This window comes from Pseudorhizobium xiangyangii, from assembly GCF_020531965.1.
GTDB classification, from domain to species: domain Bacteria; phylum Pseudomonadota; class Alphaproteobacteria; order Rhizobiales; family Rhizobiaceae; genus Neorhizobium; species Neorhizobium xiangyangii.
This window is the reverse complement of sequence record NZ_JAJAWH010000028.1, coordinates 15,215-41,751: the sequence shown is the minus strand read 5'-3', so window position 1 is coordinate 41,751 and position 26,537 is coordinate 15,215. Positions and strand designations below refer to the sequence as shown.

Here is a 26,537-nt window from a genome sequence, read left to right as displayed (position 1 = left end):
GGAATGATCGCCCGTGTGAGTGATTTACCGTGACGTTATGTAACAGGCCTATTGATCAGTCCAACGAATGTTTCTAATGGTTGGCATCAGCCAATCTGATGGATCATCGCCATGGCCGCTCCTCTCGATATCGACCAGCTTCATACTTTTCTCGCCATTATAGATACCGGCAGCTTCACCAAGGCCGCCGATCGGGTGTTCAAGACCCAGTCCGCCGTATCCATGCAGATGCGCAGACTGGAAGAACGCATCGGCAAGCAGCTCTTTGCCAAGGACGGTCGCGGAAACCGGCTGACGACCGAGGGCGAGAAGCTTCTCAATTATGCCCGCCGGATCATCCGGCTGAACAACGAGGCAATCGCAGCCTTCGACGACAATCGTCTTGAGGGAACGCTCAGGATCGGCACGCCGGACGATTATGCGGATCGGTATATGCCGGAAATCATCGGACGGTTCGCCAAGACCCACCCGAACGTGGAACTCTACATCGTCTGCGAGAACTCATCGAGCCTTGCCGAGCGGATGGCCAAGGGAGAGCTGGACATTGCGCTGGTGACCCACAACCCGCGGGCGCGCATGTCCGACGTGGTGCGGACGGAGCCTCTTTGCTGGGTGACATCGGCCAATCATCCCTTGCGGGAGAATGCGCCTGTGCCGCTCGCAGTCGGGCGCCGCGACTGCCTCTGGCGCCAGCTGGCCTGTTCGGCGCTCGATGCCGACGGACGGGAATACCAGATCCTCTTTACTAGCTGGTCGTCGACAGTCGTCGCCGCGGCGGTCCTGGCCGGCATGGCGGTTTCCGTCTTGCCGGAATCGACCTTGCGGCCGGGCATGAAGGTCCTGACTGCGGCAGATGGCTTCCCGCCCCTGCCACCGGTACAGATAGGCCTGATGAAGCGTCCCGGCCTTTCGCCGTCGCTTCTCAACGCCATCACCGATCACATCACCGCTTGCCTGGATAACATCTCGCCGGCAGTCGTCCCGGACGATCTCGACGGGGAACCCAAGGGCATGGGCCGGACGCTCAAGCTGCGCGGCGCACAAATGGCCACCAGCTGGTAGACAATAAAAAACCGGGGCCGAGGCCCCGGTTTTCGTTTCGTGACACGTTCCGATGTTACTCGGCCCGATGTTACTCGGCAGCGGTCGGCTGTGCCGAAATGGTATCGGCCTTGTAGCCGTGCAGGCTCGCGAGAGCTGCGCGTACGCCGCCTTCGTAATCCGCGTGGATCAGCTTGAAGTGCGCGAGCTGACGCTCGATGATCTGCCCCGGGACACCACCCATGGCGGCGGCGAGGTTGGAGAACAGGCGTGCCTTCTGTCCCGCATCGAATAGGTTGAAGAGCGCACGCGGCTGCGAGTAATCGTCATTGCCGATGCGGTGGCTGAAGCGGTCGGCATCACCCGTAAGACGCAGCGGCGGCTCGGAGACTGCAGGCACTTCGACCGGAGAACCAGCAACCGAGTTGGGCTCATAGTAGGCGTCCGGGTTGCCCGACGTGATGCCGCCGAAGAAGTTCATCGCGCCATCCTTGACGTAGTTATGAACCGGGCACTTCGGAGCGTTGACCGGCAGCGCTTCGTAGTGGGTGCCGATCCGGTGGCGGTGTGCATCAGCATAGGCGAAGAGGCGGCCCTGCAGAACACGGTCCGGCGAATAACCAATGCCGGGAACCTTGTTTGACGGCGAGAAGGCTGCCTGCTCGATTTCGGCAAAATAGTTCTCGGCGTTGCGGTTGAGCTCGAAATAGCCAACGTCGATGCAGGGATAATCCGCATGCGGCCAGACCTTGGTAAGGTCGAAGGGATCGTATGGCGTCTTGTCCGCATCCATTTCCGGCATGATCTGGAGCTGTACGGTCCAGCGCGGGAACTCGCCCTTGTCGATGCCGCCGAACAAGGCTTCCTGGTAGCCCTCGCGGGTCTTGCCGATGACGGATTCGCCTTCTTCGTTGGTGAAGTGCTTGTGGCCCTGCTGCGTCTTGAAGTGGAACTTGACCCAGAAGCGCTCGCCCTTGCCGTTCCAGAGCGAGTAGGTGTGCGAACCGTAGCCGTTCATGTTCATCGGGGTCTGCGGCAGGCCGCGATCCGACATCAGGATGGTGATCTGGTGCAGGGCTTCCGGCGAAAGCGACCAGTAGTCCCACATGGCGGTTGCCGAGCGCAGGTTGGTCTTCGGGTGGCGCTTCTGCGTGTGGATAAAGTCGGCGAACTTCATCGGGTCGCGGATAAAGAAGACCGGCGTATTGTTGCCGACGAGATCCCAGTTGCCTTCTTCGGTGTAGAACTTCAGGGCAAAGCCGCGGACATCGCGCTCGTGGTCGGCAGCACCCTGCTCACCGGCAACCGTCGAGAAACGTGCCAGCATGGGCGTTACCTTGCCCTGCTGAAGACAGCTGGCAATCGTGTACTTGGACAGGTCGGCCGTGATGTGCAGGTCGCCGTATGCGCCCCAGCCCTTGGCATGCACGATCCGCTCCGGAATACGCTCGCGGTTGTGGTGCGCCATCTTCTCGATGAGCTGGTAGTCTTCCAGCAGGATCGGGCCGCGCGAGCCCGCAGTCAGCGAATACTGGTTTGAAGGGACTGGTGCCCCTCCGGTCGTCGTCAACTTCGGACGATCGGTCATAGCTATCTCCTGCTTGAATTCTGGAACCATTCTAGGTCACCGATTGACCTTGGCATTCAAGTTCCATAGTTTCCAATATTATTTCCTTCAAACAACGATAGGAAAATATTATGGCGCTGACACTGCGGCAAATGCGCTATTTCGAGGCTCTCGCAAAAGAAAAGCATTTCGGCCGGGCAGCTGAATCGGTATACGTGAGCCAGCCTGCACTGTCCGCCCAGATCATGGAGATGGAACATAACCTCGGCGTCAAGCTCGTCGAGCGAAGCCGCGCCGGCATCCTGCTGACCCGCAAGGGCGAAGAGGTTCTGGAGCGTGTGCGCAACATCCTGGAACAGGTGGAGCAGCTCGAACATTGCTCCCGCACCGGGGGCAGCATGCTGGATGGCCTTGTTCGGATAGGCATCATTCCCACGGTTGCGCCCTATCTGGTACCGACGCTTGTTCCCGTTTTGCGGGCTCGGTACCCGTCTATCGAACTCGAGCTGAAGGAAGCCGTCACCGACCGACTGGTCGTTGATCTGCTGGATGGAAAGCTGGACACCGTGGTTGCAGCACTTCCCATCGAAGCGGAGGGCATCGAGACCCTGCCACTCTTCTCCGACCGGTTCTTCATGGCGATGGCGAACAATAACGAGGCCATCCTGATGTCTCCGCTCATCGAGACGCAGGTGGACGCGGAACGCCTGCTGCTTCTGGAGGAAGGGCACTGCCTGCGGGAACAGGCCCTCTCCGTCTGCGGCACGGCCGGCAAGCGCAGCCTCGTCAATTTCGGCGCGACATCAATGACGACCTTGCTGCAGATGGTCTCCCACGACATGGGAATGACGCTCATTCCCGAGATGGCAATTCCGACCGAGACGACACGCAACGACATTCGGATCGTGCCCTTCGCCGAACCGGCGCCTTCTCGGCAGATCGGCCTGGTCTGGCGGAAATCCAGCGGGCGGAAAGACGAGATGAACGCGCTGGCCGAAGTGGTCGCCAGTTGCGCCCCTGCCAAGAGGCAGCCCGTGCCGGCCGCCGCCGGCGGTTTCTGAACCCTGCACGCCCCGTCAGGACAGGTTTTTCTTGAAGAACTCTACCGTGCGGCCCCAGGCAAGGTCTGCCGCCGCCTTGTCATAGCGTGCCGCCGATGTGTCGTTGTTGAAGGCATGGTTGACGCCTTCGTAGACGTGGATTTCGTAGGTCTTGCCGTTTTGGTCGAGGGCGGCCTTGTAGGCATCAATACCTGCATTGATGCGCTCGTCCAGTCCGCCATAATGCAACATCAGCGGAGCCTTGATGGCGGGGACATCCTCTGCGGGCGGCTGCGAACCGTAGTATGCGACACCGGCATTCAGTTCCGGAGATTTGGTCGCCATGCGATTGACGAGGCCACCGCCCCAGCAAAAGCCGACGGCACCGACCTTGCCGTTCGTTCCGTCGAGGCCCGCAAGGTAGACACGCGCCGCCTCGGCATTGGCGGCGGTCGCATTGGCGTCAAGCGAACTAAACATCTGCCGCGCCTGGTCCTCGTCGGCAGGGGTACCACCTACCGGCGACAGAAAATCAGGCGCCAGGGTCACAAACCCTTCCAATGCCATGCGCCGTGCAACGTCGCGGGTGTGGGGATTGAGGCCGCGGTTTTCATGAATGACGATAACTGCCGGCAAATCTGCGGCAGCGTCCTTCGGACGAACGAGATAGCCCTTCATCTCGCCCTCGGCACCGGGATAGGTGACGTCCTCGGCGGTGAGGCGTTCGTCACCCTCCGCGACGATTTGCGCCATCGCGCCGTTTGCGGCGAGAAGTGGAGCGATGACCGCGGCCGCCGCTCCCGACCCCGCCAGCGCCGTCAGTTTTTCCATGAAGCCGCGGCGGTCGAGCGAGAGATGCGTGTACTCGTCGTAGGCGTTTATCATCGCCTGCGTGATCGTCGGCTTGTCCATGACATGATCCTCCCAATCGGATGTGACGGCACGTCCATGCTCGACGGCAAGCGGCCGGACGAACGAACGGACGACCAAAACTAGATCATCCGGCCGCTGTTCGGGGCACACATCTGCGTGATGTTTTTCGGTCGACGCCACCCTCAGTTCAAGGCGAGCCAGACAGCCAGCCAGACCCACAGGGCCACCAGAATGAAGTATCCGAAGATCCAGATGGGCCGGCGGTGACGAAGGCGGTTGCTGGTGAGGTGAACGTAGGAGTGCAGATAGCGCGACAGCACGAACACCCACGCCAGAGCGACCGTCACCACGTTGTCGGCCGTCGTCATGTAAAGCACGATACAGACCACATGAAACAGGACAGGCAGTTCGAACTGGTTCTTGAGATTGTTGTGGACCAGCAGGCTCTCGAGCGGCTCCTCGCGGTTTTCCTTGAACTGCTCCGCCTTCACCCGGCCTTCCCGGACGGCGCCGACCCGCTTGCTGGACAGAAGAAAGTAGAGCCCAAAGACCAGGGCCGCATGGGCGACCATCGGCCAGAGCATTGCTTCGCTAAACGTCATTTCCTCTCCCCAAACAGATACATCAACTGGCAATCGATGTGCCACGAGACCGGCAGAAACAACAAGGCCATGGCGAAACAATCGCCATGGCCTTGTTCAAGCGTCAAAACGCGAAAGCGTGCAGGGATGCCAGCTTAGCCGCCCGAACCCGGATAATTCGGGCTTTCGCGGGTAATCGTGACGCCGTGCGGATGGCTCTCCCGCAGGCCGGCGCCGGAAATGCGCACGAAAGTGGCCTTCTCCTGGAAATCCTTGATGTCCTTGCCGCCGACATAGCCCATGGCAGCCTTCAAGCCGCCGGCCAGCTGGTGCAGCACGGCCGAGACCGGACCCTTGTATGGGACCTGGCCTTCGATGCCTTCCGGAACGAGTTTCAGCGTATCGCGCACTTCCGCCTGGAAGTAGCGGTCAGCCGAGCCGCGGGCCATGGCGCCGACGGAACCCATGCCGCGGTAAGCCTTGAAGGAACGACCCTGGTAGAGATAGACCTCGCCCGGGCTTTCGTCCGTGCCGGCCAGCAGCGAGCCGACCATAACGGCCGATGCGCCGGCGGCAATCGCCTTGGCGACGTCGCCGGAGAATTTCAGACCACCGTCGGCGATAACCGGGATGTCGTGCTTGTTGCCTTCCTCGACGGCGGCCATGACGGCGGCCAGTTGCGGAACACCGACGCCGGCGACAATGCGCGTGGTGCAGATCGAGCCCGGACCAATACCGACCTTGATGCAGTCGGCGCCGGCATCGATCAGCGCCTTTGTGCCTTCCGAGGTGGCGACGTTGCCGGCGATGATGCGAATGGCGTTCGACATCTTCTTGACTTCGGCAACGGCGTCGAGAACCTTCTGGCTATGACCGTGGGCCGTATCGACGACGATAACGTCGACACCGGCCTCGATCAGGCGCTCAGCGCGTTCACGACCGTCGTCACCTGTGGAGATGGCGGCGGCGACGCGCAGGCGGCCTTGAGCATCCTTGGCGGCATTCGGGTTGAGCTGCGACTTCTCGATGTCCTTGACGGTGATGAGACCGATGCAGCGGCCTTCGTTATCGACCACCAGCAGCTTTTCGATGCGGTGCGAGTGCAGGAGGCGCTTGGCTTCGCTCTGGTCGACGCCGTCCCTGACCGTGATCAGGTTCTCGCGGGTCATCAGCTCGTAGATCTTCTGCGACGGATCGGACGCGAAGCGCACGTCGCGGTTGGTCACGATGCCGACCAGGCGGCCCGGGCGGCCACCGTTCTCGACGACAGGAATGCCGGAAATGCCGTGCGCCTTCATCAGCGACAGGGCTTCGGCCAGCGTCGAATCCGGTCCGATGGTGACCGGGTTGACGACCATGCCGCTTTCGAATTTCTTGACCTGGCGGACTTCTTCGGCCTGCTCGATCGGCGTCAGGTTGCGGTGGATGACACCCATGCCGCCGGACTGCGCCATGGCGATGGCAAGGCGGCTTTCAGTGACGGTATCCATGGCCGAGGACAGGATCGGAAGGGAAAGATCGATGTCTCTTGCTATGCGGGTGGCGATGTTGGTCTGCCCCGGCATGATCTCCGAGTGCCCCGGCTGAAGAAGGACATCGTCAAAGGTTAGCGCTTCCGCGCCGGTTGCCGAGATTACGATGCGTGCCATGGCCAATTTCCTTCGGTCAGAAAATGAGAATCACGCTCCGGAACGACTCATCGTCCGCCCGGGCGCTCTCAGGAGTATTACTCGGAAGTTGGCGAGGGCTGGTAACACGTTCATGACAGGAAGGGAATAGTAAAAACCCGAAGGCGAGCCTTCGGGTTTTTGGAGTGCAAACGTCGTCAGATATCGAACTGATAGCTCTTCGGGACAAACCTGAAGCCGGCTTCCTGTTTCTCGACATAGCCGACAGCCGGGAAAGGCATGTGGTAGCCCAGGAAGGCGACCTTGTCGGTGGCAATCATGTCGAACACTCGTTTGCGGGTCTCCGCTGCGGCAGCCTTGTCCATGTCGAAGCGCACTTCCCAGTCCGGTCGTTGCAGGGACAGCACGAAATGATTGGCGGTATCCGCCGTCAGGACCAGCCTGCGACCACCGGACTCCACGTTGAAGATCAGATGTCCAGGCGAGTGGCCGAAGGCTGCGATACTCGTGATGCCGGACACCACCTCTGCACCGTCGCCGATGAACGTCGTCTTTTCCGCCAGCGGCTTCACGTTGGCGAGGACGCCCTTCTGGCCGTTTTCGGCAGGCGTTCCCGCGCGTGCGGCATCCGTCCAGAAATCGTATTCCACCTGGCCGGCTATGTAGCGTGCATTCGGAAATGCGGGCTTTCCACCCTCCATCAAGCCGCTGATATGATCCCCGTGCATATGGGTCAGAACAACAACCGTCACGTCCTCTGGTGCATAGCCACCCGCAGCAAGACCTTCGAGCAACCGCCCGCCGCCCTGAGCCCGGCCGCTCTCGCCGAGGCCCGTATCGAACAGCACGACATCGCTTCCCGTGTTGATCAGCGTCGGCGAAAAGCTGTTGGCGAACTGGTCGGGCGGCAGGAAGTTCGCTTCCAAGAGCGCTCCCACGTCTTCTGCCGACTGGTTCGTGCCGAATGTCTCATTGGGCGCTCCGGAAGGACGTGCACCGTCCTTGACCACGAACACCTCGAATTCGCCCAGCTTGAAGCGATGCGTTTCCGGCGGCATGGCGCGATCTATTTCCAACTGCTTGGTTTCCTGCGCAAAGGCTTCGCCCTTCAATATCGCAGGCGCTGCGATAACACCCAGACCTGCCGAGCCGAGAAGTGCGCGGCGTCCCAACAATGGCATGCTCATCGTGATCTCCCTCGAACGTGAAAGCCGGCTTGAACCTGCCGGTGCCGCACAAGATAACAGGCGATCTCGCAAGGGAAAGCGGTGTCACGCAGACGTGATGCGATGCCAGACCTAACCCCGTGAGGTGATTGGCAAATCCGACCTTAGGGGCTAAAGACGGTTCGTCCAGCCTGCCGATAGGCCACCGATGAACCGCATAGTTCCCCTGATCCTCGCCGTCGCCCTGTTCATGGAGCAGATGGATTCGACCGTCATTGCCACCGCGCTGCCGGCAATTGCCGCCGATCTGGATGTCGGACCCATCACGCTGAAGCTGGCACTGACCTCGTACATGGTGGCGCTGGCCATCTTCGTTCCGATCAGCGGCTGGATGGCCGATCGATTCGGCGCAAAGAAGATCTTTCGCCTCGCCTTGTTCGTTTTCATCATCGGGTCGATCTGCTGCGCAGCCTCCAGTTCACTCCTGGAGTTCGTGCTTTCGCGCTTCCTGCAGGGCATGGGCGGCGCGATGATGACGCCGGTCGGAAGGCTTGTGCTGCTCCGGACCACGGATCGCAAAGATCTCGTCTCCGCAATGGCGCTGCTGACCATTCCTGCCCTGATCGGCCCGCTGACCGGACCACCGATCGGCGGGTTCATCACCACGTACTTCACCTGGCACTGGATCTTCATCATCAACGTGCCGATAGGCCTTCTCGGCATCTGGCTCGCCAGCATCTATCTGCCCGATATCGAAGCCATACGCCCGCCGCCGATCGACTGGCTGGGCTATTTCCTCGCCTCCATGGCAGCTGCCGGCACCGTATTCGGCCTGTCCGTGGTCAGCCTTCCGGCCCTTCCCCCGGCCTTCGGCGCCGCGGTGACCATGACCGGCATCCTGTGCGGCATACTCTATGTCCGGCATGCACGACGTCATCGCTCGCCTATTCTCAGCCTCGCTATATTCAAGAACGATGCCTTTCGTGCGGCCACGACGAGCGGCACGATCTTCCGCATCTCGACGGGCGCCATTCCCTTCCTGATGCCGCTGATGCTGCAGATCGGCTTCGGGCTGAACCCTTTCCAATCCGGCATGATCACCTTTTCCAGCGCCATCGGTGCGCTGACGGTAAAGTTCATTGCCCGCCGTGTGTTTGCGGCAACCGGCTTCAAGGTGACGCTGATCGCGGCCGGGCTCCTCAGCGCTGTGACAACCGCTGCCAACGGCTTCTTCACGCCGGAGACGTCACACGCGCTGATCATCGCGTTCCTTGTGATGTCCGGGCTCTGCCGGTCGTTTTTCTTCACCGGCGGCAATGCCTTGAGCTACTCGGAAATCGACAACGCGCAGGCCAGCCAGGCAACATCGATCTCCTCGGTGCTGCAGCAGGTAAGCCTCGCACTTGGCGTGGCGTTTGCAGCCTTCATTCTGGAGGCCTCGTCGGTCCTGTCCGGTTCACACCTGCAGCTCGCCGATTTCCACCTGGCGTTCTTCGTCGTCAGCGGGATATCGCTCTTCGCCGTCGTGCCGCTGTTCAGGCTCGACCGGCATGCGGGATCGGCGGCGTCCGGTCACCGCATCGCGCGCGAGCCCGACGCTGCAGAATAAATCAGTCCTCTGCGGTCTCCGCGGCAGGCTCCACTTTCCGACCTTTGAAATGCTTGGCAAGCAGGAACATCTCGACCGATTCGGCGCGTGATGAACCCGGCTTCACATGGATGACCTGCCGGAAGTTCTGCTTCAGCATGTTCAACAGGTCACGCTCCGTGCCGCCCTGGAAGGTCTTGGCGAGGAAGTGACCGCCTTCCTGCAGCACCTCGACGGCGAAATGTGCCGCGACTTCGCAAAGGTGCATGGTGCGCAGGTGGTCGGTCTTCTGGTGCCCGGTGGTCGGTGCGGCCATGTCGGACATCACCAGATCGGGCTTCCCGCCAACCGCATCGACCAGCAGCTGCGGAGCGGATGGATCCAGAAAGTCCAGTTGCAGGATCTTCACGCCGGGCAGCGGCGCCATTTCGAGGAAGTCGATGGCGGCCACACGGATGTCCTCATCCGTCGAATCGGTCACCTTGGCAGCGATCTGCGACCAGCTTCCCGGTGCCGCACCCAGATCGATAATGCGATGGGCACCCTTCAGAATCTGATGCTTCTCGTCGATCTCGAGCAGCTTGAAGGCAGCCCGCGCCCGATATCCCTCAAGCTTTGCCCGCTGGACGTAGGGGTCGTTGATATGGCGTTCGATCCAGCGCCGCGAGGACGCCTTCAGCTTGCCCTTCTTGACCTTCTGGCCGAGTTTCCGGCCTGTGCGATTTCCCGCGATGGGGGGTTTCGTCATCTGCGCGCTCCCTGTTCATCGCGTTCCATGGCGGACCGGCGGTGGCGCAGGCGCCGCCAGGCGCCATCGTCTGCCATCATGTCGGTGAGTATTCCTTCCCGAAGGCCTCGGTCGGCGACGCGCATGCGCGGGCTCGGCCAGCGTCTGCGGATGGCCTCGAGAATGGCGCATCCGGCCAGCACGAGATCGGCTCGGTCCGGGCCGATGCAGGGATTTGCGGCACGACCCGCAAAGTCCCAGGACAGGAGTTTCGCCTGCATGGCCGAGACTTCCGCATCGGAAAGCCACAAGCCGTCGACCTTCCTGCGGTCGTAGCGCGGCAGATCCAGGTGCACCCCGGCAAGCGTGGTGACGGTGCCCGACGTGCCGATGAGATGGAAGCCTTCCGAGCCGCTGCGATAGTGCTCGCCGAGCTCCGGGGACTCGAACTTGAGCAGCATCTCCTCCACCTCCGCGACCATGGCCGCAAACACGTCCGGCGTCACATCACGTCCGCCGTGGCGTTCAGACAGCGTCACGACCCCGACGGGCAGTGACGTCCAATGGGTGATGTGGTTTGCAAGGCGGTTGGAGCGGTTGTCGTCGATGCGGATGACCGCGATTTCCGACGAGCCACCGCCGATATCGAAGAGCACGATGGAGCGGGCTTCGCGCCCGACAAGCGAGGAACATCCGGAGACCGCCAGCCGGGCCTCCGTCTCCCGATCGATGATCTCAAGGTTGAGGCTCGTTTCCCGAACGACGCGATCGAGGAATTCCTCGCCATTATCGGCCGAACGGCAGGCTTCCGTCGCGATCAGGCGCATCTTGCGGATGGGCCGGTTCGACAGCTTGATGGCGCAAACCTTGAGGGCATCGATAGCCCGGTCCATGGCCTCCGTAGACAACCGGCGGTTTGCCGCGAGCCCCTCGCCAAGCCGAACGATCCGGGAGAAGGCATCAACCACGCGGAATTGCCCCGGCCGCGTCGGCTGTGCAACGAGGAGCCGGCAATTGTTGGTACCAAGGTCGAGCGCCGCATAAAGGTCTTCGCGGTATGGCTGACGCGGCGCTTCCGCTTGCGGTCTGGGCGCTGCCACGCCAGTCGACCTTGCCGTGCTCGGCGCAGCCATTGCGGATGCGCGCGGGCTGAATGCCGGCTCGGTCCGCGGCTGAGCAAGCGGACGACCTTGCGGGCCGCGCCCGCCGCGATTCTTCTTCCGGCGCTTGCGCGCCTTGCCGCCATCGGTCGCCCCGACGCCATCGCCGGCGCCGGCATCTGGAACCGCCGTGCTTTTTGGGGTCTCGATCGACGGGCTAGCCACCACGGCGGACCGGGCACGCCGGCGCTTGCGCTTTCGCGTGGGGTTGCCAACGTCGCCTGCACCGGGTCGCGCGGTCGGGCCAGTGCTCTCCACTGGTCCACCATGCAAGGAAGGCGCCGCGTTACGGTGCTTGCCGTTCCGCTTCGCCTTGCGGCGACGGGAGGATTTCCCCTCGCCGCGCCCTGCAACCGACGCCCCGCCTTCTGGCGGCTTTCCGCCGCTATCGGGGTCCATCACTCTATGTCCATCTCGCCGCGCAAGGCCTCGAGGGCATGCAGCTGACGTTTATTGTTTCGTTGGGCGGAAGATAACAGCGGCAGCCGGTTTCGCCAACGGCTTTTTAGCCATTGCCGATCTCCCCGGCCCGACTGCAATGCGGGCTGCAATTTTTTTCACAAAAGGTATTTGCATCCGGCGGCGCTTTGGTTATAAGCCGCGACACCGAGCGACGCTGCGGCGCCGCAATTCCTTGGGGAATAGTTCAACGGTAGAACGACGGACTCTGACTCCGTTAATCTTGGTTCGAATCCAGGTTCCCCAGCCAACCTTCAGTAGCCCAATAAATAAAACACTTGTAGCCAGATCAACTTACTGGTGCCGCTATTCTAGGTGACCTTCATAGGTGTGGATTTGCCCGCCATCGCGGCAGGGTGCCTAAGCAAAACCTAATTGCTTCCTTATCGCCACACTGCCACCTGAGCTTGTGGCGAAGGTTCAAGAGGTATTGGTCCTCACATCGGCGTCCCCTGTGGCGGACAGGCCCGCTTGCTGACGCAAGCATCTTATTTTACTTAATCACTCACCTTACCCATTACTTCTGCCGTTACCGCATGCCCGGTGCCCGTCTTCATGAGCGTATTACTATCGTCAGCATCGGTGCATGTCGCACCGTCCATCTCCCCAGAGGCCATGATCTTGCTGGTCGCGCTCCCGGCTTTGAAGACATCGTCTTTGTAGCAATAGGCTTCAACAGCCGCTTGGCACGCCCCTCAGAGGCGCATCGGCACGGCTGCCACTTGTGCTAAACAGGAGCGGGACGCACTCGCGGCCATAGGAGTAATGCTGGCTACCATGATGCTCGTCCCTATGGGCACAAACAATTGCGCCGCCTCTCTTTCTGGCTTAGGCGAGAAGCATGAAAGTCCTTCACTTCTTCAAAACATATTGGCCCGATACGTTCGGCGGAATCGAGCGCACGATTCACGCGATATCCAAAGGGGTGCAAAAGCACGGAATCCAATCGGAGGTCCTGACTCTCAGCAGGACACCCGAAGCAAATTCAATCGCCTTCGAGGACCATTTTGCTCACAAGGCCAAGCTCGACTTTGAATTTGCGTCGACCGGGTTTTCTCGTGCCGTCTTCAGCCGCTTCAAGCAACTGAGCCGTGAAGCCGACATTGTTCACTTCCATTTTCCGTGGCCAATGATGGACGTTGTCCACTTCGTGACAAGCAATCGGAAGCCCGCAATCGTCACGTACCATTCCGATATTGTGAAACAGAAGGCGCTCCTGCGCCTCTATGAACCCCTGATGTTCCGCTTTCTCGGCGACATGGACAGTATCGTCGCAACCTCACCAAACTACCTGCAATCAAGCCCCGTGCTTCAGAAGTTTCGATCAAAGGTCGAGGTTATCCCGCTTGGACTTGACGAGGCAAGTTATGCGCCTGTCGAGCACAGCATGCGCGAAAAATGGAGAGCAAAGCTTCCTCCACGTTTCTTTCTGTTCGTCGGCGTTCTCCGTTACTACAAAGGCATCCACATCTTAATGGACGCTGCGGAGAAGAACGGCATCGAAATCGTGATGATAGGAGATGGCGACGCAGGGAACTTCCAACAGGAGGCGCAAAGTCGCGGCATCAACAACATGCATTTCCTGGGGAGCCTCCCCGATGAGGACAAGATGGCGATCCTTGACCTCAGCATTGGTCTCGTTTTTCCATCCCACCTTCGCTCGGAGGCATTCGGACTGTCGCTGGTGGAGGCTGCCATGCGCGGCAAGCCGATGATTTCCTGCGAGATCGGAACAGGGACCAGCTACGTCAATCTCCACGGCTCCACGGGCTTGGTGATCCCGCCAAACGACAAGGACGCACTTGCCGCAGCGATGCTGCGTTTAATGGATGACGATGCCCTCGCACAGGAATTCGGGCGCAATGCCCGCCAGCGCTACGTCGAGAACTTTACCGCGCAACGAATGGCAGATTCCTACGCCAGCCTGTATCGGCGCATTCTTCAGGAGAAGGAAGGCGCCGGCAGATGAGCCTTGCCGCTCCCGAGTAACGCCTCATGTGTGAATAGATTGCCTGCGCAAGAAAATTGCAGGCAATCCTTTCCGCGGGCACCCTGAAAAGATACGGCTCTAGCTTCTGCCGAACTCGTCACTAATGCGGATGATATCATCCTCGCCAAGATAGGAGCCGGTTTGAACCTCAATGAGCTCCAGCAGAATTTTCCCTGGGTTTGCGAGACGATGAACCTCGCCGAGCGGAATGTAGACCGACTCGTTTTCCCGCAGCATCTGAACATTCTCGCCCACGGTCACCTCGGCGGTGCCCTTCACCACGATCCAGTGCTCGGACCGGTGATGATGTTTCTGTAGCGACAGCTTCTTTCCCGGAGTCACGAAGATCCGCTTCACCTGGAAACGTTCACCGTTGAGAATGGAGGTGTAGCCACCCCAAGGACGGTAGCAAGTCGGGTGGTTTTCGGTCAGCCCGGAGGTCATCGGCGCCGAGGACAGGATCTTGACGAGCTTTCCTACATCCTGACTGTTGCCAAGGTGGCCGACATAGACGGCGTCCTCGCTTGCCACAACTGCGACGTTCTCCAGCCCGTGAACGGCAACGTGGGCGCCACGGCTGACCACCAGCGAGTTCCTGGTTTCCAGAACGGTGGTATTTTCGCTCAGTACGTTACCGTCTGCATCGATGTTGCCGTTCTTCCAGACCGAATCCCAACTGCCGAGGTCGGACCAGACAAAGGACGATGGCACCACCGCCGCATTTTCTGTCTTTTCCATCACCGCATAGTCGATGGAAATATCCGGCGACTTTGCAAATGCCTCGGGATCAAGGCGGATGAAATCCAGGTCGCGGACTGCCCGTGCCACTGCTTCGTTCGCCGCTTCGAGGACTGCCGGGTTGAACCGCTCAAGTTCGGCCCGCAATCCGGCCAGCGGGAACATGAATATCCCTGAGTTCCAATAGAACCCGCCAGCACCGATCATTTCGAGAGCGGCATCGTGGTTTGGCTTCTCTACGAAGCGGCGCACGCGGCTGACGTTGTCGTTCAGTGCTTCCCCGGCTTCGATATAGCCAAACCCCGTGGCAGGTTCGGTAGGCTTGATGCCGAACGTTACAAGCATTCCTGAAGTTGCGGCCTCGCTGGCCGCCCGGATTGCGTCGAAGTAAACGCTGTCAGCTTCGATTTTGTGATCGGAGGCGAGTACCTGCAGGACTGCGTCATCCCCAAACATGGGCTGGGCAACTGCGGCAGCCGCCGCGATGGCCGCAGCGGTATTTTTGGCGAAAGGTTCCAGCACGACAGCGGCGAGATCGATACCCAGCGAACGGGCCTGCTCCGATACCAGAAAGCGGAACTCCTCATTGGTCACCACGATCGGGGCTTCAAACAGTGTCTTGTCTGAGACCCTTTCAAGGGTGGTTTGGAAAAGCGACTTGTCTCCTACCAATTCAATGAACTGCTTGGGTGCCGCGGCACGTGACAGTGGCCAAAGCCGCGTGCCCTTTCCCCCAGCCATAATTACAGGAACTATTTTCTTTTCGACCATGGTTCTTCTCACTGATGTCAATGCGTTCAAAACTGACCGGCTTCTACCGCAGTTACTCTTCAGACAGAATTTTAGCGTCCGGAGCCATGCCTTCGAGTAAGGTGCCTACCGCACTCGAAGCACCTGCCGCCACAAAAGCCTCCTGCCCCGATGAGATCAGGTTGAACAGAATGCACTTTGCAGCTTGCTCGTCTTCCCTTGAGACAGCGCCTTCCAGCTCCTCCAGAGCAGTTGCAACCTGATAGTTGGCGACTGCGGAGGAATCGGCTCTCAGGATTTTTGCGTGACGGGTTTGCAGGGCGTTATCGCGATCGTAGAACAACTCCTCGAACAGCTTCTCCCCCGGCCGCTTTCCGACGACCTCCACGGGGATGCCCTCGTCAGGACTGTCCACGCCGCGAACCTTGAACCCGGCCAGGCGGATCATGTTCTCAGCGAGATCCCCGATGCGAACGGGCTCTCCCATGTCGAGGAGAAAAATATCGCCTCCCACCGACAATGCACTGGCTTGCACGATCAGCTCTGCCGCCTCGGGAATAGACATGAAATACCGCGTCATGTCCGGATCGGTGACGGTAACAGGCCCGCCCGCTGCAATCTGTCCTTTGAAGAGAGGCACGACAGATCCGTTCGAGCCGATAACATTGCCGAAGCGGACGGCGCAGAATGTCTGCCGTGAACCAAATTCCTGAGCTTTGAGGGCCTTGTGCCGGACGATCAGCTCAGCCCAGCGCTTTGTCGCACCCATGACGTTGGTGGGACGCACGGCCTTGTCCGAGGAAATCAGAACGAATTTCTCGATGCCTTCCTCGAAGGCCACATTGGCAACCGACAAGGTGCCAAAGACGTTGTTGCGGATGCCTTCAAGCACATTCGCTTCGACCAGAGGCACATGCTTATGCGCCGCCGCATGGTAGACGACCTTGACATCATACTGCCTGATGGCGCGACGAACACACTGAGCGTCGAGGACGGATCCGAGAACCGGGATGATCTCGCAGGCATGGGCCGAAAGCTCCTGCTCGATCTTGTAGAGAGCATATTCATTGGCCTCGAACAGAACCAGCCGCTTCGGTTTCCACCGGACAACCAGCCGACACAGCTCAGACCCGATCGATCCGCCCGCCCCAGTGACCATGATCGAGCGGTCTTCCAGAACCTCGCGCAGCAACTCGGCGTCAGGCGGAACAAAGGAACGGCCAAGAAGCTCGTCGATATCGATTTCTCTGATCTGATTGACGATGTACTTCCCGTCAACGAGGTCGGAAATGTCGGGGAGGCTGCAGATCCGGACACCGAGACCGGTCACTTTGGCTATGACCGCCTGCCGGGACTGCGCCGGAATTGAAGACATGGAGAGAATGATTTCCCGGATTCCATATCGTTCCGTCAATGTCGGGAGCATTTCCGGAGAAAACACCCGATAGCCCGCGATATCCCGGCCATGATGGACAGGATCATCGTCGATGAAGCCCATTACGTAGCGATTGCTGTTCCCCTGAAGCGCTCCGGCCAGTTGGACGGCGGATGCGCCGGCACCGTAGATGAAGATTGGCTCCTCATCTCGGCGCAAGCCTGTACCGCTGCTCAAAATCCATTTGGCGATGAACCGGCTGCCTCCGACGACGGCTGTGCCTATCGCCAGATAGAAGAAGGGAACGGAACGCGGCACGATCCCCTGACCCGCCATCTCCATCACGAAAATCAGCAGCACCCAGATCATCGTCGCAATGACCATGGCCTTGATGATCGTCCAGATTGCTGCTTCCGGCAGGTAGCGGATTACGGCCCGATAAAGCCCCATGCGGATGAAAACGGGGATGGCGACAGCCGGAGCGAGAATTGCGAGAACGGCGCGATCGGGGGTAATGCGCGGAACCCAGACGGCAAAGCGCAACGCGTAGCTTGCCCAAAGCGCCAACGCGAGCGCAACCACATCAAATGCGATCAGCAAGACGCGTTTCCAAACCCGCGGTGTACGCACGGTGAGATCGCGAAGGGATTCAGCTAGTCGGTCGACGACATCTCTCCATCGTGCAGAAGCCTTGCCCATTCGTCGGCCTTCTATCCTATACTCTGGTCCAGGTGACCGCGCCTCGTCCTTGGATAATCCATCATCGCTCGCCACGGTATCGGAGGGTTGTTCCTAGTGAATGACGCCGCGCCTGCCAATGACTTTTAGAGCCGTCAGCACCAATATACGGCAATCGAAGAGAAAACTCTGTCTCCGGAGATATTCTTCGTCGAGGCGTACTTTTGCGGGAATCGCGAGTTCATCTCGTCCGTTCACCTGTGCCCACCCGGTGAGCCCAGGCAGAAGTGCACTGACCCCGCACTCCGTCCGCAAGGCTATCAGATCGTCCTGGTTATAGAGCGCCGGTCGTGGGCCTACGAAACTCATATGTCCGACGAGGATGCAATAAAGCTGCGGCAGTTCGTCAAGGCTCGTCTTGCGCAGGAACGAGCCGATCGGAGTAAGATAGCTGTCGGGATCCTGGAGCAAATGGGTGGCAACAGCAGGCGCGCTCGTCCGCATGCTTCGAAACTTCGGCATCCAAAACAATTGATTGTTGCGACCGACGCGCTCCGACCAGTATATCGCCGGTCCCGGCGACGTAACCCTGACCGCAATCGCGGTAATCAGCATAGGGATGGCGAAGAAGACGATGCTCGCGAGAGCCAAAGCAACATCGAAGGCACGTTTCCACATGGGGTACAGGCTCTGAGATTCCGCAAGGTGGTTGCCCATGGGTCGCGTCCACGATGCATGGCGCGACTTTCTAGCCCACGGCCGACCTGCGTGCAACCGACGACGGCAGCGCAGGGTTCATCATCATGGAAAGTTCCTTCGCGGTGTCATCGTTGGGCTGCCAACCCGTTGCCTCAAGCGCGGCTGTGCTGACCCTGAGATCACCGGCCAGCGTCTCCCACTGGCCGCTGCTGAGGATGAGACCGGTCGCGTGCTTCAACAGTGCTGCCGGGAACGGAAATACCAGCGGCCGGCTGTTGAGCCCCCTCCGCAGAGCCGCCACTATTTCTCCCACCGTCAACGATTGCCTGTCCGCCACAATGTAAGTGTTGCCGTCCGTTTTGGGCTCGATGAGACAATGGGAAATGGCCTGGCACAGTGATTGCCGACTAAGCAAAGATCGTCGTCCGGGCAAGCTGCCGAGTGGCAGCGGAACCTTCATTCGCGCAAGGTTTTGAAGTGTGGCCATGTTGCCCTTCACCCCACGGCCGTAGACGAGAACCGGACGAAGTATCGTGAACTGCTCGGGGCCAAGTATCCGCGCTATTGCTTGTTCTGCGGCCAGCTTGGTCCGCCCGTATTCATCGGTTGGCTGCGCGACGTCCGTTTCCGATACAATGCCGCTCCTCGCATTGCCGCATTGAGCACGAACAGACGAAACGAAGAGGAATTTTCCTGGCAGTCTCTTGCGAGCCGCAGCGTTCGCCAGACGCTCGGTCAGCACCAAATTGGCATATCGGTAGATGTCTGCCGCATCGCCGCCCTTCACACGGGTATGTGCCAGACCGGCAAGATGCACGACATGGTGGGCTCGAGACAAAAGGTTATCGAACTCGTCATCGGAGGCATCTGTTGGGGATGGCAGGAGGACATCGTCCACTCCTTGGCCCGTTGCCCTGTGAGACCTCGATGCGGCGATAACTCTGTAGCCCAAGAGTGTAAGGTGCTCGACGAGTGCAGCACCCACGAAACCCGCTGCGCCTGTGACGAGCACTACTTGATCGGTCTTCTTCAAAATGACACAGGCCCTCCGGTTATTCTTGGCGTGCATCAAGCCACATCAGCCAGGCTTTGGGTGCGGGCGAACCCTAGCGATGCGCTAGGCGCGGCTCCGATAGCGCCTTCCTCGTTGCAAGCGACACCGCAAAGACCGCGGCGGCGGTTACCAGAAAATAGCTCTCTCCAATCGCAAGCCGGTTGTTGGAATTGGACGCGATCGTCACGAAGAAAAAGAAGCTCAGGCTATAGAGGTACAGCAAGACACCAGACGGGATGACACCCTCCGACCAGGCGCGGTGCAACCTTCGCGCCGACACTGTGACGAAGATCCCGAGCATCAGGGCTCCGAGCACACCATGTCGAACCAGAAGCTCCAGGTAACCGTTATGAAGCAATTGATGCTTCGTGTTAGAATACGTTCCCTGACGCCACTCCCGCTGCCAGAGGTTTCCCCATCCCACCCACGGCGACGATTGCACGGTATCCAGCGCATTCGTCCACAGCTTGAGCCGTTCACGCATCGAATGAGGGGTCCCGGGATCTTCAATGGTCAACCGCGCGGCATCTAACGGATCGGTGTGATCGATCGCCCGTTCGGACAGCTCGGCGGTTGACTCGATCGTTGGAGCCGCCACGCGCAAGACGCTGTCGCCGGCGGCCATAGCCACCACGCCCGCAACCAGAAGGCTGGCTGCAATGATCGCCCACCGCCATCGTCCTGCATAGAATAGTATAACCAGGCCGATCGTGAACGCTGACGTCAGCGACAGTGCCAACCACGCGCCTTTCGATTGCGACCCCAACAAGCCGGCGATGCTCAGCAGGACGGTTGCCGTTCCCACAAACGGGATCGCACCGGCCTGCCAGCCCACCAGCCGGTTGCTTTCTTTTGCATAGAGCACCCAGAAGACGCTCGAAATCAGTAGCATGCCGCAGCCTACGCCTGCATGGATCGGGTTATTGTGGAACAGTGGGAATACCCGCTCGCCAGCACTGAGCGCACCCCAGTCAAGCGTTATCAAAAGGCCAAGCAAGCCCAGACAGATCAGGGTGGTGGCCACCGGGAAGAGACGATCCCGGGCGCAATATAACGCCACGCCAAGGCCCGGGAAGAAAAGCGGGAATGCGTAGAGCCACTCCGACGTGCCTTTTTCATCGTAGACAACGACACCGACGACAAAGCGTAGGATTACGTATCCAGCCCATACCCAACACAGGATGGCCAGCCAATCACGCGCAACAAGCCTGAGATCCTCCCTGAACCAAATGAGGGTCGAAGAGGCCAGCAGGATGGCGGCATAACGGTAGGCATCGCTTTCCACCAGCATGGCCGATGCCATGATCACCCAGAGACAAGGGGTCAGCAGGGGTTTCAGCCTGGCGGTCGGGAAGGCCATGAACTGCATCTCAAGAACTCTGAAGGGTGTACTTTAACCGACTGATGTAATCCCGAGTCCGTATCCAATGGGTAGGAAAACGTCGCCACCACGCGAATTTCTTGGTTCGGTAAACGGCCCGGGTCGCGATTGTGCTCGGAGGCCGTTTCGACACTACAATGTCCCGATGAACGGTAAACACTTCGGTGCCGGTTGCCCAACCCCGTTCCAGAGCGATATCCAGCGGATATTCCATGATCCTCAAACGGTCGAGGAGCTTGATCGCGCCCACACGCGTGACGACGTAGCACGCTGCCGATCCTGTCGGCCCATGGAAGGCCCGCCCGATCCGGTCTCCGTGAGAGGTCGTGGCATAGTGACGGAAGCCGACCATGCGGTGGTTGAAGAGCTTTATCAGATCAGCGTGCGGCAAAGCCTCAAGCGCTGCCGCTGCGCGATCCGGCAGATCGGCGATCAAGGCGATATCGTCTTCAATGATCACGCCTGCAGCAAGACCGCTGTCCACAAAGGCGGACAGCGCCTTGAGATGACTGTGATAGCAGCCGTATTCGCCGGGCAGCATGTCACGGCCGGTGTTAAACTTGAACGCTGGCTCATCCCAATCCACGCGCTCGTCCTCGGCAACTTTGGCACCATCAATTGCCTCTATCCGCTGCAACTCGAGACCCAACTGCGCAGCCTGCTCGCAAAGCTCTTCCCACCGATCAATGGAGCGATCCATGTTGATCGCATATATCCTGACTTCCAACGAATACTCCGGCCATTTTCCCCTTATGAGGGCGTCACTATCCCAGGCATCATGAACAAACAACGCTCGCAAACATCATTGCAGCTACTGTGAGCAGAAACCAAAACTCGAACGAACAGATTTAGACCCACCACCACGCAATCTGGCCAAAATGGCGGCAAAGGGCGACTTATCCGCTACTTCTCGAACCAGATGGATTGCACGTACCGTGCAGAGTGTCGAGATGCCGCTTCAGCTTTTACAAGATGTCCTGTCGCGCCAGCCGCTGATCTAGAGAAGGTTCAGACGCCGTCTTAGCGAATCGCACTTTCTGCGTTTGTCGTGGCGGTTCAACCACCGCGACCAGCTCTTGAGAGGAATTGCTGCCGTTTCCCCATAACCGTCGATCATGACTACTCGGAGTTCTCCATCTCTCCTGTCGGACAACACCATATTCCCCACACCCGTATCGTTTGCCACGATGGGGCTTGCCTCCAGCCATGCGAGAAACGCCTCCAAAGGCTGACGCATGTGATCCTTCAGACCCCCGTCGGTCATGATCTTATGGAGCGTCGGTGCGATTTCGCCCTGGTAGGTTTCGCATCGCACCATAAGACCGGGCCCGAGATCCGTTTCAACAAGACCGATGACCTCTTCCAGATGGGGTGATGCTCTCCCTTCCGCGGCAAGGACCGCAATCTGCTCCTCGAGGACGCGCATGAAATTCTTCAGATGGAAGTAGCGACGCCGCCGGCCGCGAAAGAAATCCCATCTTGCGTTTGCACGTGCTATCGCCTCTGGCTTGACCACCTTTACGAGCGTGGTCTCATCCTCAGGATGGCGATAGACCTCCGAGTTGTTCCCCGCCGCGACAGGGGCGCGGTCCTTCAGGTAAATCATGCACTGCTCCGCAAAAGACGCGTTGTGACATTTCTGGCCAAACACGGCCAAGGATCCGAGAACGACGTGTTCGCTTTGACCTGATCAAAATCACAAACTCGCCTTCTCAACGGAATGACGAAGAATATCAAGCCCGCGCCGGACCAACCTCCATTCATCCTCCGGAATTGCGATGAGGATGGGGCTGCAGGATGGAGCTTCCGCGATCTGTCGAGAAACGTCAGTACTCCTTGTTGCCGGTGACACTGGCCTGAGCGATGCTTTCGGGCGGCATCGCGAGCAGCGGCGCCGCAGCTCTCGATATCAATTCCGCCAGCCGTCCGGCCGCCTCGGCCACTGCCATCTGCTCGACAGGCGGCAATTGCGAAAAGCGCTCGATGAACGCATCGCCCATCGGCTCCGGTGCCTGCGCCAGCAAAACGCTTCCCGCCTCTGTCAGCCTGGTGTGAACGATCCGCCGATCATTGCCTGACCGATAGCGCTGGATCAGTCCGCGCTCTTCGAGATTGTCGAGAATGGTCACCACCGTGGCGGGGCTGATATCCGCATAGACGGAGAGAGCGGCGGAGGTCACCTCACCCAGTTCCGAAATGCCTTTCATGATGACGAACTGCGCTGCTGTCAGGCCACATCGCTTGGCGAGCGCCCGCGACTGCAGGTCATGGGCCCGCACGATGCGCCTCAACGCCTTCTCGATCAGGCGAATTTCTGGAGCCTGCAACCTTTGTCCCTCAGTACCGTTTTCGCTGGCACTCATTTCTTGACCTAACTCATTCGAACTCTAACTATTAGATCTATAATCAATTCGACAACTGTCAAGAACGTTGAAAGGACCAAGCAAAACCGTGTGTGGAATTTGTGGTGAAGTACGTTTCGATGGGGCGCAGCCCTCGCATCTGGCACAAGCCAGGATGATGGACGCGATCGCGCCGAGAGGGCCGGATGGCTCCGGGCTGGTGATCCACGGCAATGCGGCGCTCGGACATCGCCGGCTGTCGATCATCGACTTGTCGGAAAAAGCCCGCCAGCCCATGGTGGATGCGGAGCTTGGCCTGACCATCGCATTCAACGGCTGCATCTACAATTACCCGGAACTGCGCAAGGAGCTCGAGGCGAAGGGATACCGCTTCTTCTCGCACGGCGATACCGAGGTCATCCTCAAGGCCTGGCATGCCTGGGGCACTGAATGCGTCAAGCGCTTCCACGGGATGTTTGCCTTCGTCATCCACGAGCGCGACAGCGGCCGGGTGGTGATGGCGCGCGATCGGTTCGGCGTCAAACCGCTCTATTTCGCACGGATCGGCAACGGGATCCGGTTTGCCTCCTTCCTGCCGGCACTTCTGAAGGCGGGCGACGTCGATACGTCGATCAACAAGACGGCGCTCCACCACTACATGACATTTCATGCCGTCGTGCCGCCGCCGCACACGATGGTGAACGGGGTCAAGAAACTGCCGCCAGCGACGATCCGTGTCATAGAACGCGATGGGCGTGAGAAGGACACGGTCTACTGGAACCCTCCCCACCAGCGCGACGCGTCCATGGCGAACCTGTCGTCCAACGACTGGCGTGACATGGTTCTCGACGCGCTGAAGACAGCGGTCCGCCGTCGAATGGTGGCGGACGTTCCGGTCGGCGTGCTGCTTTCCGGCGGCGTCGATTCCAGTCTCATCGTCGGCCTGCTCGCGGAGATGGGGCAGAAGGACCTGATGACGTTTTCCGTAGGCTTCGAAGAGGCCAACGGTGAAAAGGGCGACGAATTTTTCTATTCCGATCTCATCGCAAAGCGGTTCGAGACGGATCACCACCAGATCTTCGTGCCGTCCGAGCGGCTCATGGAAGCCCTTCCCGGCGTCTTCGCGGCGATGTCGGAGCCGATGGTCTCCTATGATAATGCCGGCTTCTACCTTCTCGCGCAGGAAGTCTCGAAGCACATTCGGGTCGTGCAGTCCGGTCAGGGCGCGGACGAAATATTTGGCGGCTATCACTGGTATCCGCCGCTCGCCAGTTCCAATGACGTAGCAACCGACTATGCCAAGGTCTTCTTCGACCGGTCGCATGAGAAGCTCGCACGCCACCTCAATCCCGAATGGCTGACCGATCGCGATGTCAGCTTCGAGTATGTCAGCAACCACCTGAACGCGCCGGGCGCCGATACCCCGGTCGATGCGGCGCTTCGTCTCGACAGTCAGGTCATGCTCGTCGATGATCCGGTCAAGCGGGTCGACAACATGACGATGGCCTGGGGCCTTGAAGCGCGGGTGCCGTTCCTCGATCACGAACTGGTGGAGCTGGCGGCCAAGATCCCACCGGAGGAGAAGCTGCGCGAAGGCGGTAAGGGCGTGCTGAAGGATGCCGCTCGACTTGTCGTGCCCTCCGAGGTGATCGACCGCAAGAAGGGTTACTTTCCGGTGCCGCAGCTGAAGTACGTCGATGGACCCTATCTCGACATGGTGCGGGACGCACTGACCTCCCAATCAGCCAAGGAGCGCGGCCTCTTCCGCGGCGACTATCTGGAGCAATTGTTCCAGAACCCTACCGACCACATTACCCCCTTGAGGGGATCGGAACTTTGGCAGGTCGGCCTTCTCGAAATGTGGCTGCAGACGCATGGGGTGTAACGGATGACGAAGACCACGACTGACGAAAAAGCCGGCCGTCTCCGTTCGGCCAAGGCTGTGGCCCATCGCCTGAAGCGGCGACATGCCGATTATTCCAGCCACGCTCATCACGCTCGGGCGCCGGACGCAGCGACCGGGGAAGAGGAAGCCCAGGTCGACTGCGGCTGGGGGCGCCTGCTTTTTGCCCAGACGTTCAAGGAGCCGGCGCGATTGATTGCAGCGTTGCGCGAGGAAGCGCCCGAACACAGGGATATCGCCATCTATGTCGGCGATCCGCACGTGGTGCTCGCGACAGCACCCCAGGAGCTGTTTCTGGACCCCTCTCATACATTTCGGCTTGAGCTTCCCACCTATCGTGGCAGCCGGAAGCAACCGCGCGGCTTCTTCGTCCGTCGCCTGTCCTCGGAGGTTGATGCCCGCGCCGTGAACCGCATCTACGCATCGCGCGGAATGGTGCCGGTCCGGCCCGACTTCTTCTGGTCCAACCGCGATAACCGCTCGATCACCTACCTGGTGGCAGAGGACGAAAACACCGGCGAGGTGATCGGCACCGTGACCGGCATAGACCATCGCCGTGCGTTCGACGACCCGGAACAGGGATCCTCGTTATGGTGCCTTGCCGTGGATCCGCAGGCACGTCACGCGGGCATTGGAGAAGCGCTGGTGCGCCGGCTTGCAGAACACTTCAAGGCGCGGGGCGCTTCGTTCATGGACCTCTCCGTCCTGCATGACAACGAGCAGGCCATCGGGCTCTATGAGAAGCTGCATTTCCGGCGAATCCCGGCCTTCACCGTCAAACGCAAGAACTCCATCAACGAACGCCTCTATGCCGCGCCGCTGGAAGAGTACGACGTGCTCAATCCCTATGCCCGGCTGATCGTGGACGAGGCGCGGCGACGCGGCGTGAATGTCGAGATCACTGACGCGGAAGGTGGGTTTTTCCGTCTGTCACAGGGCGGACGCTCCGTCCACTGCCGCGAAAGCCTTTCGGAGCTGACCTCGGGTGTTGCCATGTCCATCTGTGACGACAAGGCAGTCACCCGTCGGGTGGTCGAACGAGCCGGTCTCCTCGTCCCCGCGCAGATGACGGCAGCCGACGACGATGCAGCACTTTCCGCGTTTCTCGAAGAGCATGGGCGTGTCGTGGTGAAGCCTGCCCGCGGAGAACAGGGGCGTGCCGTCGCCGTCGGACTGGACGGTCTCGATGCCGTCAAGCAGGCGATCAGCGATGCTCGAGACGTCTGCGACCGCGTGCTGATCGAAGCCTGCTTCGAGGGCGAGGACCTGCGCCTCGTGGTCATAGACTTCAGGCTGGTGGCCGCCGCCGTTCGACGTCCTCCGCACGTCATGGGCGACGGGCGCAAGACGATCCGCAGCCTGATCGAGGCGCAATCGCGCCGGAGGTCCGCCGCGACTGGAGGAGAGAGCACGATCCCGATAGACGGCGAGACCGAGCGCTGCCTGAAGCTCAGCGATCTGGCACTCGACGACGTGCTTGAAAAGGGACGGGATGTCGTCGTCCGCAAGGCTGCCAACCTCCATACCGGCGGCTCGATCCACGACGTCACCGAGATCGTGCACCCGCGTCTGGTGGAAGCAGCGATCACTGCTGCCCGTGCCATCAACATCCCGGTCGTCGGCATCGACTTCATGGTTCGCAGCCCAACGGAACCGGATTACGTCTTCATCGAGGCCAACGAGCGCCCGGGTCTTGCCAATCACGAGCCGCAGCCGACAGCGGAGAAATTCCTGGATCTGCTGTTTCCGCTCTCAGGGCACCGGGCAGCAAGCCTTGCGCTCGGAAAGCTGTAGGCC

General features: G+C 60.0%; 21 protein-coding genes and 1 tRNA gene. 7 read left to right on the top strand and 15 right to left on the bottom strand.

What is annotated here, in order from left to right; genetic code table 11:
* Window positions 1-111 precede the first annotated feature (111 nt).
* Window positions 112-1,062, top strand: coding sequence for a LysR substrate-binding domain-containing protein (locus tag LH464_RS20470; protein ID WP_226788264.1), 951 nt, complete (start codon window positions 112-114; stop codon window positions 1,060-1,062).
* Window positions 1,063-1,132: 70 nt separating this feature from the next.
* On the opposite strand, the gene LH464_RS20465 is transcribed toward LH464_RS20470, so the two are convergent.
* Window positions 1,133-2,629: a catalase gene (locus tag LH464_RS20465; protein WP_226788263.1), complete on the bottom strand. Its 1,497-nt coding sequence runs from the start codon at window positions 2,627-2,629 to the stop codon at window positions 1,133-1,135.
* 110 nt (window positions 2,630-2,739) lie between these two features.
* Between LH464_RS20465 and LH464_RS20460 the strand changes: the two genes are divergently transcribed.
* Window positions 2,740-3,669 carry a hydrogen peroxide-inducible genes activator gene (locus LH464_RS20460; protein ID WP_226788262.1) on the top strand — a complete coding sequence of 310 codons (930 nt, stop codon included), beginning with the start codon at window positions 2,740-2,742 and terminating at the stop codon, window positions 3,667-3,669.
* Between the two features lie 15 nt (window positions 3,670-3,684).
* Here LH464_RS20460 and LH464_RS20455 read toward each other — a convergent pair whose 3' ends face one another.
* The 4 genes from LH464_RS20455 to LH464_RS20440 form a co-directional block, all read right to left on the bottom strand.
* The gene (locus LH464_RS20455; RefSeq protein ID WP_226788278.1) at window positions 3,685-4,560 is read right to left on the bottom strand and encodes a dienelactone hydrolase family protein; all 876 of its coding nucleotides are present in this window, start codon (window positions 4,558-4,560) and stop codon (window positions 3,685-3,687) included.
* Window positions 4,561-4,703: 143 nt separating this feature from the next.
* Entirely contained in the window at window positions 4,704-5,123 is a 420-nt protein-coding gene (locus LH464_RS20450) for an MAPEG family protein (RefSeq protein ID WP_226788261.1), read from the bottom strand.
* A 134-nt stretch (window positions 5,124-5,257) separates the two neighbouring features.
* Window positions 5,258-6,751, bottom strand: a complete 1,494-nt coding sequence (gene guaB, locus LH464_RS20445; protein WP_226788260.1) for an IMP dehydrogenase — start codon at window positions 6,749-6,751, stop codon at window positions 5,258-5,260.
* 176 nt (window positions 6,752-6,927) lie between these two features.
* Window positions 6,928-7,917, bottom strand: coding sequence for an MBL fold metallo-hydrolase (locus tag LH464_RS20440; protein WP_226788259.1), 990 nt, complete (start codon window positions 7,915-7,917; stop codon window positions 6,928-6,930).
* A gap of 187 nt (window positions 7,918-8,104) precedes the next feature.
* Between LH464_RS20440 and LH464_RS20435 the strand changes: the two genes are divergently transcribed.
* A complete protein-coding gene (locus LH464_RS20435; RefSeq protein WP_226788258.1) occupies window positions 8,105-9,505 on the top strand; it encodes an MDR family MFS transporter in 1,401 nt (466 codons plus the stop codon).
* A 1-nt stretch (window position 9,506) separates the two neighbouring features.
* On the opposite strand, the gene LH464_RS20430 is transcribed toward LH464_RS20435, so the two are convergent.
* Both LH464_RS20430 and LH464_RS20425 read right to left on the bottom strand, forming a co-directional pair.
* The gene (locus LH464_RS20430; RefSeq protein WP_226788257.1) at window positions 9,507-10,232 is read right to left on the bottom strand and encodes an RlmE family RNA methyltransferase; all 726 of its coding nucleotides are present in this window, start codon (window positions 10,230-10,232) and stop codon (window positions 9,507-9,509) included.
* The gene (locus tag LH464_RS20425; RefSeq protein ID WP_255648535.1) at window positions 10,229-11,770 is read right to left on the bottom strand and encodes a Ppx/GppA phosphatase family protein; all 1,542 of its coding nucleotides are present in this window, start codon (window positions 11,768-11,770) and stop codon (window positions 10,229-10,231) included. The genes LH464_RS20430 and LH464_RS20425 overlap by 4 nt, the downstream gene beginning before the upstream one ends.
* Window positions 11,771-12,006: 236 nt before the next feature.
* On the opposite strand from LH464_RS20425, the gene LH464_RS20420 reads away from it, so the two are divergent.
* Both LH464_RS20420 and LH464_RS20415 read left to right on the top strand, forming a co-directional pair.
* Window positions 12,007-12,080 (top strand) — tRNA-Gln (locus LH464_RS20420).
* Between the two features lie 591 nt (window positions 12,081-12,671).
* Complete coding sequence (locus tag LH464_RS20415; RefSeq protein ID WP_226788255.1) at window positions 12,672-13,799, top strand: glycosyltransferase; 1,128 nt, start codon at window positions 12,672-12,674, stop codon at window positions 13,797-13,799.
* Window positions 13,800-13,898: 99 nt separating this feature from the next.
* Here the strand turns inward: LH464_RS20415 and LH464_RS20410 are convergent, their stop codons facing one another.
* From LH464_RS20410 to LH464_RS20375, 8 genes are all read right to left on the bottom strand, one after another.
* Window positions 13,899-15,329, bottom strand: a complete 1,431-nt coding sequence (locus LH464_RS20410) for a mannose-1-phosphate guanylyltransferase/mannose-6-phosphate isomerase (protein WP_226788254.1) — start codon at window positions 15,327-15,329, stop codon at window positions 13,899-13,901.
* A gap of 52 nt (window positions 15,330-15,381) precedes the next feature.
* On the bottom strand, window positions 15,382-17,382 hold the full coding sequence (locus LH464_RS20405) for a polysaccharide biosynthesis protein (protein WP_226788253.1): 2,001 nt from the start codon (window positions 17,380-17,382) through the stop codon (window positions 15,382-15,384).
* Window positions 17,383-17,475: 93 nt separating this feature from the next.
* A complete protein-coding gene (locus LH464_RS20400; RefSeq protein WP_390625024.1) occupies window positions 17,476-18,078 on the bottom strand; it encodes a sugar transferase in 603 nt (200 codons plus the stop codon).
* Window positions 18,079-18,109: 31 nt separating this feature from the next.
* Window positions 18,110-19,093, bottom strand: a complete 984-nt coding sequence (locus tag LH464_RS20395; protein WP_226788252.1) for an NAD-dependent epimerase/dehydratase family protein — start codon at window positions 19,091-19,093, stop codon at window positions 18,110-18,112.
* A gap of 73 nt (window positions 19,094-19,166) precedes the next feature.
* Window positions 19,167-20,483 carry an O-antigen ligase family protein gene (locus LH464_RS20390; protein ID WP_226788251.1) on the bottom strand — a complete coding sequence of 439 codons (1,317 nt, stop codon included), beginning with the start codon at window positions 20,481-20,483 and terminating at the stop codon, window positions 19,167-19,169.
* Between the two features lies 1 nt (window position 20,484).
* Window positions 20,485-21,195, bottom strand: a complete 711-nt coding sequence (locus tag LH464_RS20385; protein ID WP_255648537.1) for a glycosyltransferase family 25 protein — start codon at window positions 21,193-21,195, stop codon at window positions 20,485-20,487.
* Between the two features lie 297 nt (window positions 21,196-21,492).
* Window positions 21,493-22,101, bottom strand: coding sequence for a YrbL family protein (locus LH464_RS20380; protein ID WP_226788249.1), 609 nt, complete (start codon window positions 22,099-22,101; stop codon window positions 21,493-21,495).
* 220 nt (window positions 22,102-22,321) lie between these two features.
* On the bottom strand, window positions 22,322-22,858 hold the full coding sequence (locus LH464_RS20375) for a MarR family winged helix-turn-helix transcriptional regulator (RefSeq protein WP_226788248.1): 537 nt from the start codon (window positions 22,856-22,858) through the stop codon (window positions 22,322-22,324).
* An 88-nt stretch (window positions 22,859-22,946) separates the two neighbouring features.
* On the opposite strand from LH464_RS20375, the gene LH464_RS20370 reads away from it, so the two are divergent.
* Together LH464_RS20370 and ngg are read left to right on the top strand one after the other, a co-directional pair.
* Window positions 22,947-24,722 carry an N-acetylglutaminylglutamine amidotransferase gene (locus LH464_RS20370; protein ID WP_226788247.1) on the top strand — a complete coding sequence of 592 codons (1,776 nt, stop codon included), beginning with the start codon at window positions 22,947-22,949 and terminating at the stop codon, window positions 24,720-24,722.
* Between the two features lie 3 nt (window positions 24,723-24,725).
* The gene (ngg, locus tag LH464_RS20365) at window positions 24,726-26,534 is read left to right on the top strand and encodes an N-acetylglutaminylglutamine synthetase (RefSeq protein ID WP_226788246.1); all 1,809 of its coding nucleotides are present in this window, start codon (window positions 24,726-24,728) and stop codon (window positions 26,532-26,534) included.
* The last annotated feature ends 3 nt before the right edge of the window (window positions 26,535-26,537 follow it).

Excerpts from the sequence above, each read along its gene's own strand:
- LH464_RS20470 (WP_226788264.1), top strand. The coding sequence starts at position 112 with ATGGCCGCTCCTCTCGATATCGACCAGCTTCATACTTTTCTCGCCATT.
- LH464_RS20465 (WP_226788263.1), bottom strand. The coding sequence starts at position 2,629 with ATGACCGATCGTCCGAAGTTGACGACGACCGGAGGGGCACCAGTCCCT.
- LH464_RS20460 (WP_226788262.1), top strand. The coding sequence starts at position 2,740 with ATGGCGCTGACACTGCGGCAAATGCGCTATTTCGAGGCTCTCGCAAAA.
- LH464_RS20455 (WP_226788278.1), bottom strand. The coding sequence starts at position 4,560 with ATGGACAAGCCGACGATCACGCAGGCGATGATAAACGCCTACGACGAG.
- LH464_RS20450 (WP_226788261.1), bottom strand. The coding sequence starts at position 5,123 with ATGACGTTTAGCGAAGCAATGCTCTGGCCGATGGTCGCCCATGCGGCC.
- guaB (WP_226788260.1), bottom strand. The coding sequence starts at position 6,751 with ATGGCACGCATCGTAATCTCGGCAACCGGCGCGGAAGCGCTAACCTTT.
- LH464_RS20440 (WP_226788259.1), bottom strand. The coding sequence starts at position 7,917 with ATGAGCATGCCATTGTTGGGACGCCGCGCACTTCTCGGCTCGGCAGGT.
- LH464_RS20435 (WP_226788258.1), top strand. The coding sequence starts at position 8,105 with ATGAACCGCATAGTTCCCCTGATCCTCGCCGTCGCCCTGTTCATGGAG.
- LH464_RS20430 (WP_226788257.1), bottom strand. The coding sequence starts at position 10,232 with ATGACGAAACCCCCCATCGCGGGAAATCGCACAGGCCGGAAACTCGGC.
- LH464_RS20425 (WP_255648535.1), bottom strand. The coding sequence starts at position 11,770 with ATGGACCCCGATAGCGGCGGAAAGCCGCCAGAAGGCGGGGCGTCGGTT.
- LH464_RS20415 (WP_226788255.1), top strand. The coding sequence starts at position 12,672 with ATGAAAGTCCTTCACTTCTTCAAAACATATTGGCCCGATACGTTCGGC.
- LH464_RS20410 (WP_226788254.1), bottom strand. The coding sequence starts at position 15,329 with ATGGTCGAAAAGAAAATAGTTCCTGTAATTATGGCTGGGGGAAAGGGC.
- LH464_RS20405 (WP_226788253.1), bottom strand. The coding sequence starts at position 17,382 with ATGGGCAAGGCTTCTGCACGATGGAGAGATGTCGTCGACCGACTAGCT.
- LH464_RS20400 (WP_390625024.1), bottom strand. The coding sequence starts at position 18,078 with ATGGGCAACCACCTTGCGGAATCTCAGAGCCTGTACCCCATGTGGAAA.
- LH464_RS20390 (WP_226788251.1), bottom strand. The coding sequence starts at position 20,483 with ATGCAGTTCATGGCCTTCCCGACCGCCAGGCTGAAACCCCTGCTGACC.
- LH464_RS20385 (WP_255648537.1), bottom strand. The coding sequence starts at position 21,195 with ATGGATCGCTCCATTGATCGGTGGGAAGAGCTTTGCGAGCAGGCTGCG.
- LH464_RS20380 (WP_226788249.1), bottom strand. The coding sequence starts at position 22,101 with ATGATTTACCTGAAGGACCGCGCCCCTGTCGCGGCGGGGAACAACTCG.
- LH464_RS20375 (WP_226788248.1), bottom strand. The coding sequence starts at position 22,858 with ATGAGTGCCAGCGAAAACGGTACTGAGGGACAAAGGTTGCAGGCTCCA.
- ngg (WP_226788246.1), top strand. The coding sequence starts at position 24,726 with ATGACGAAGACCACGACTGACGAAAAAGCCGGCCGTCTCCGTTCGGCC.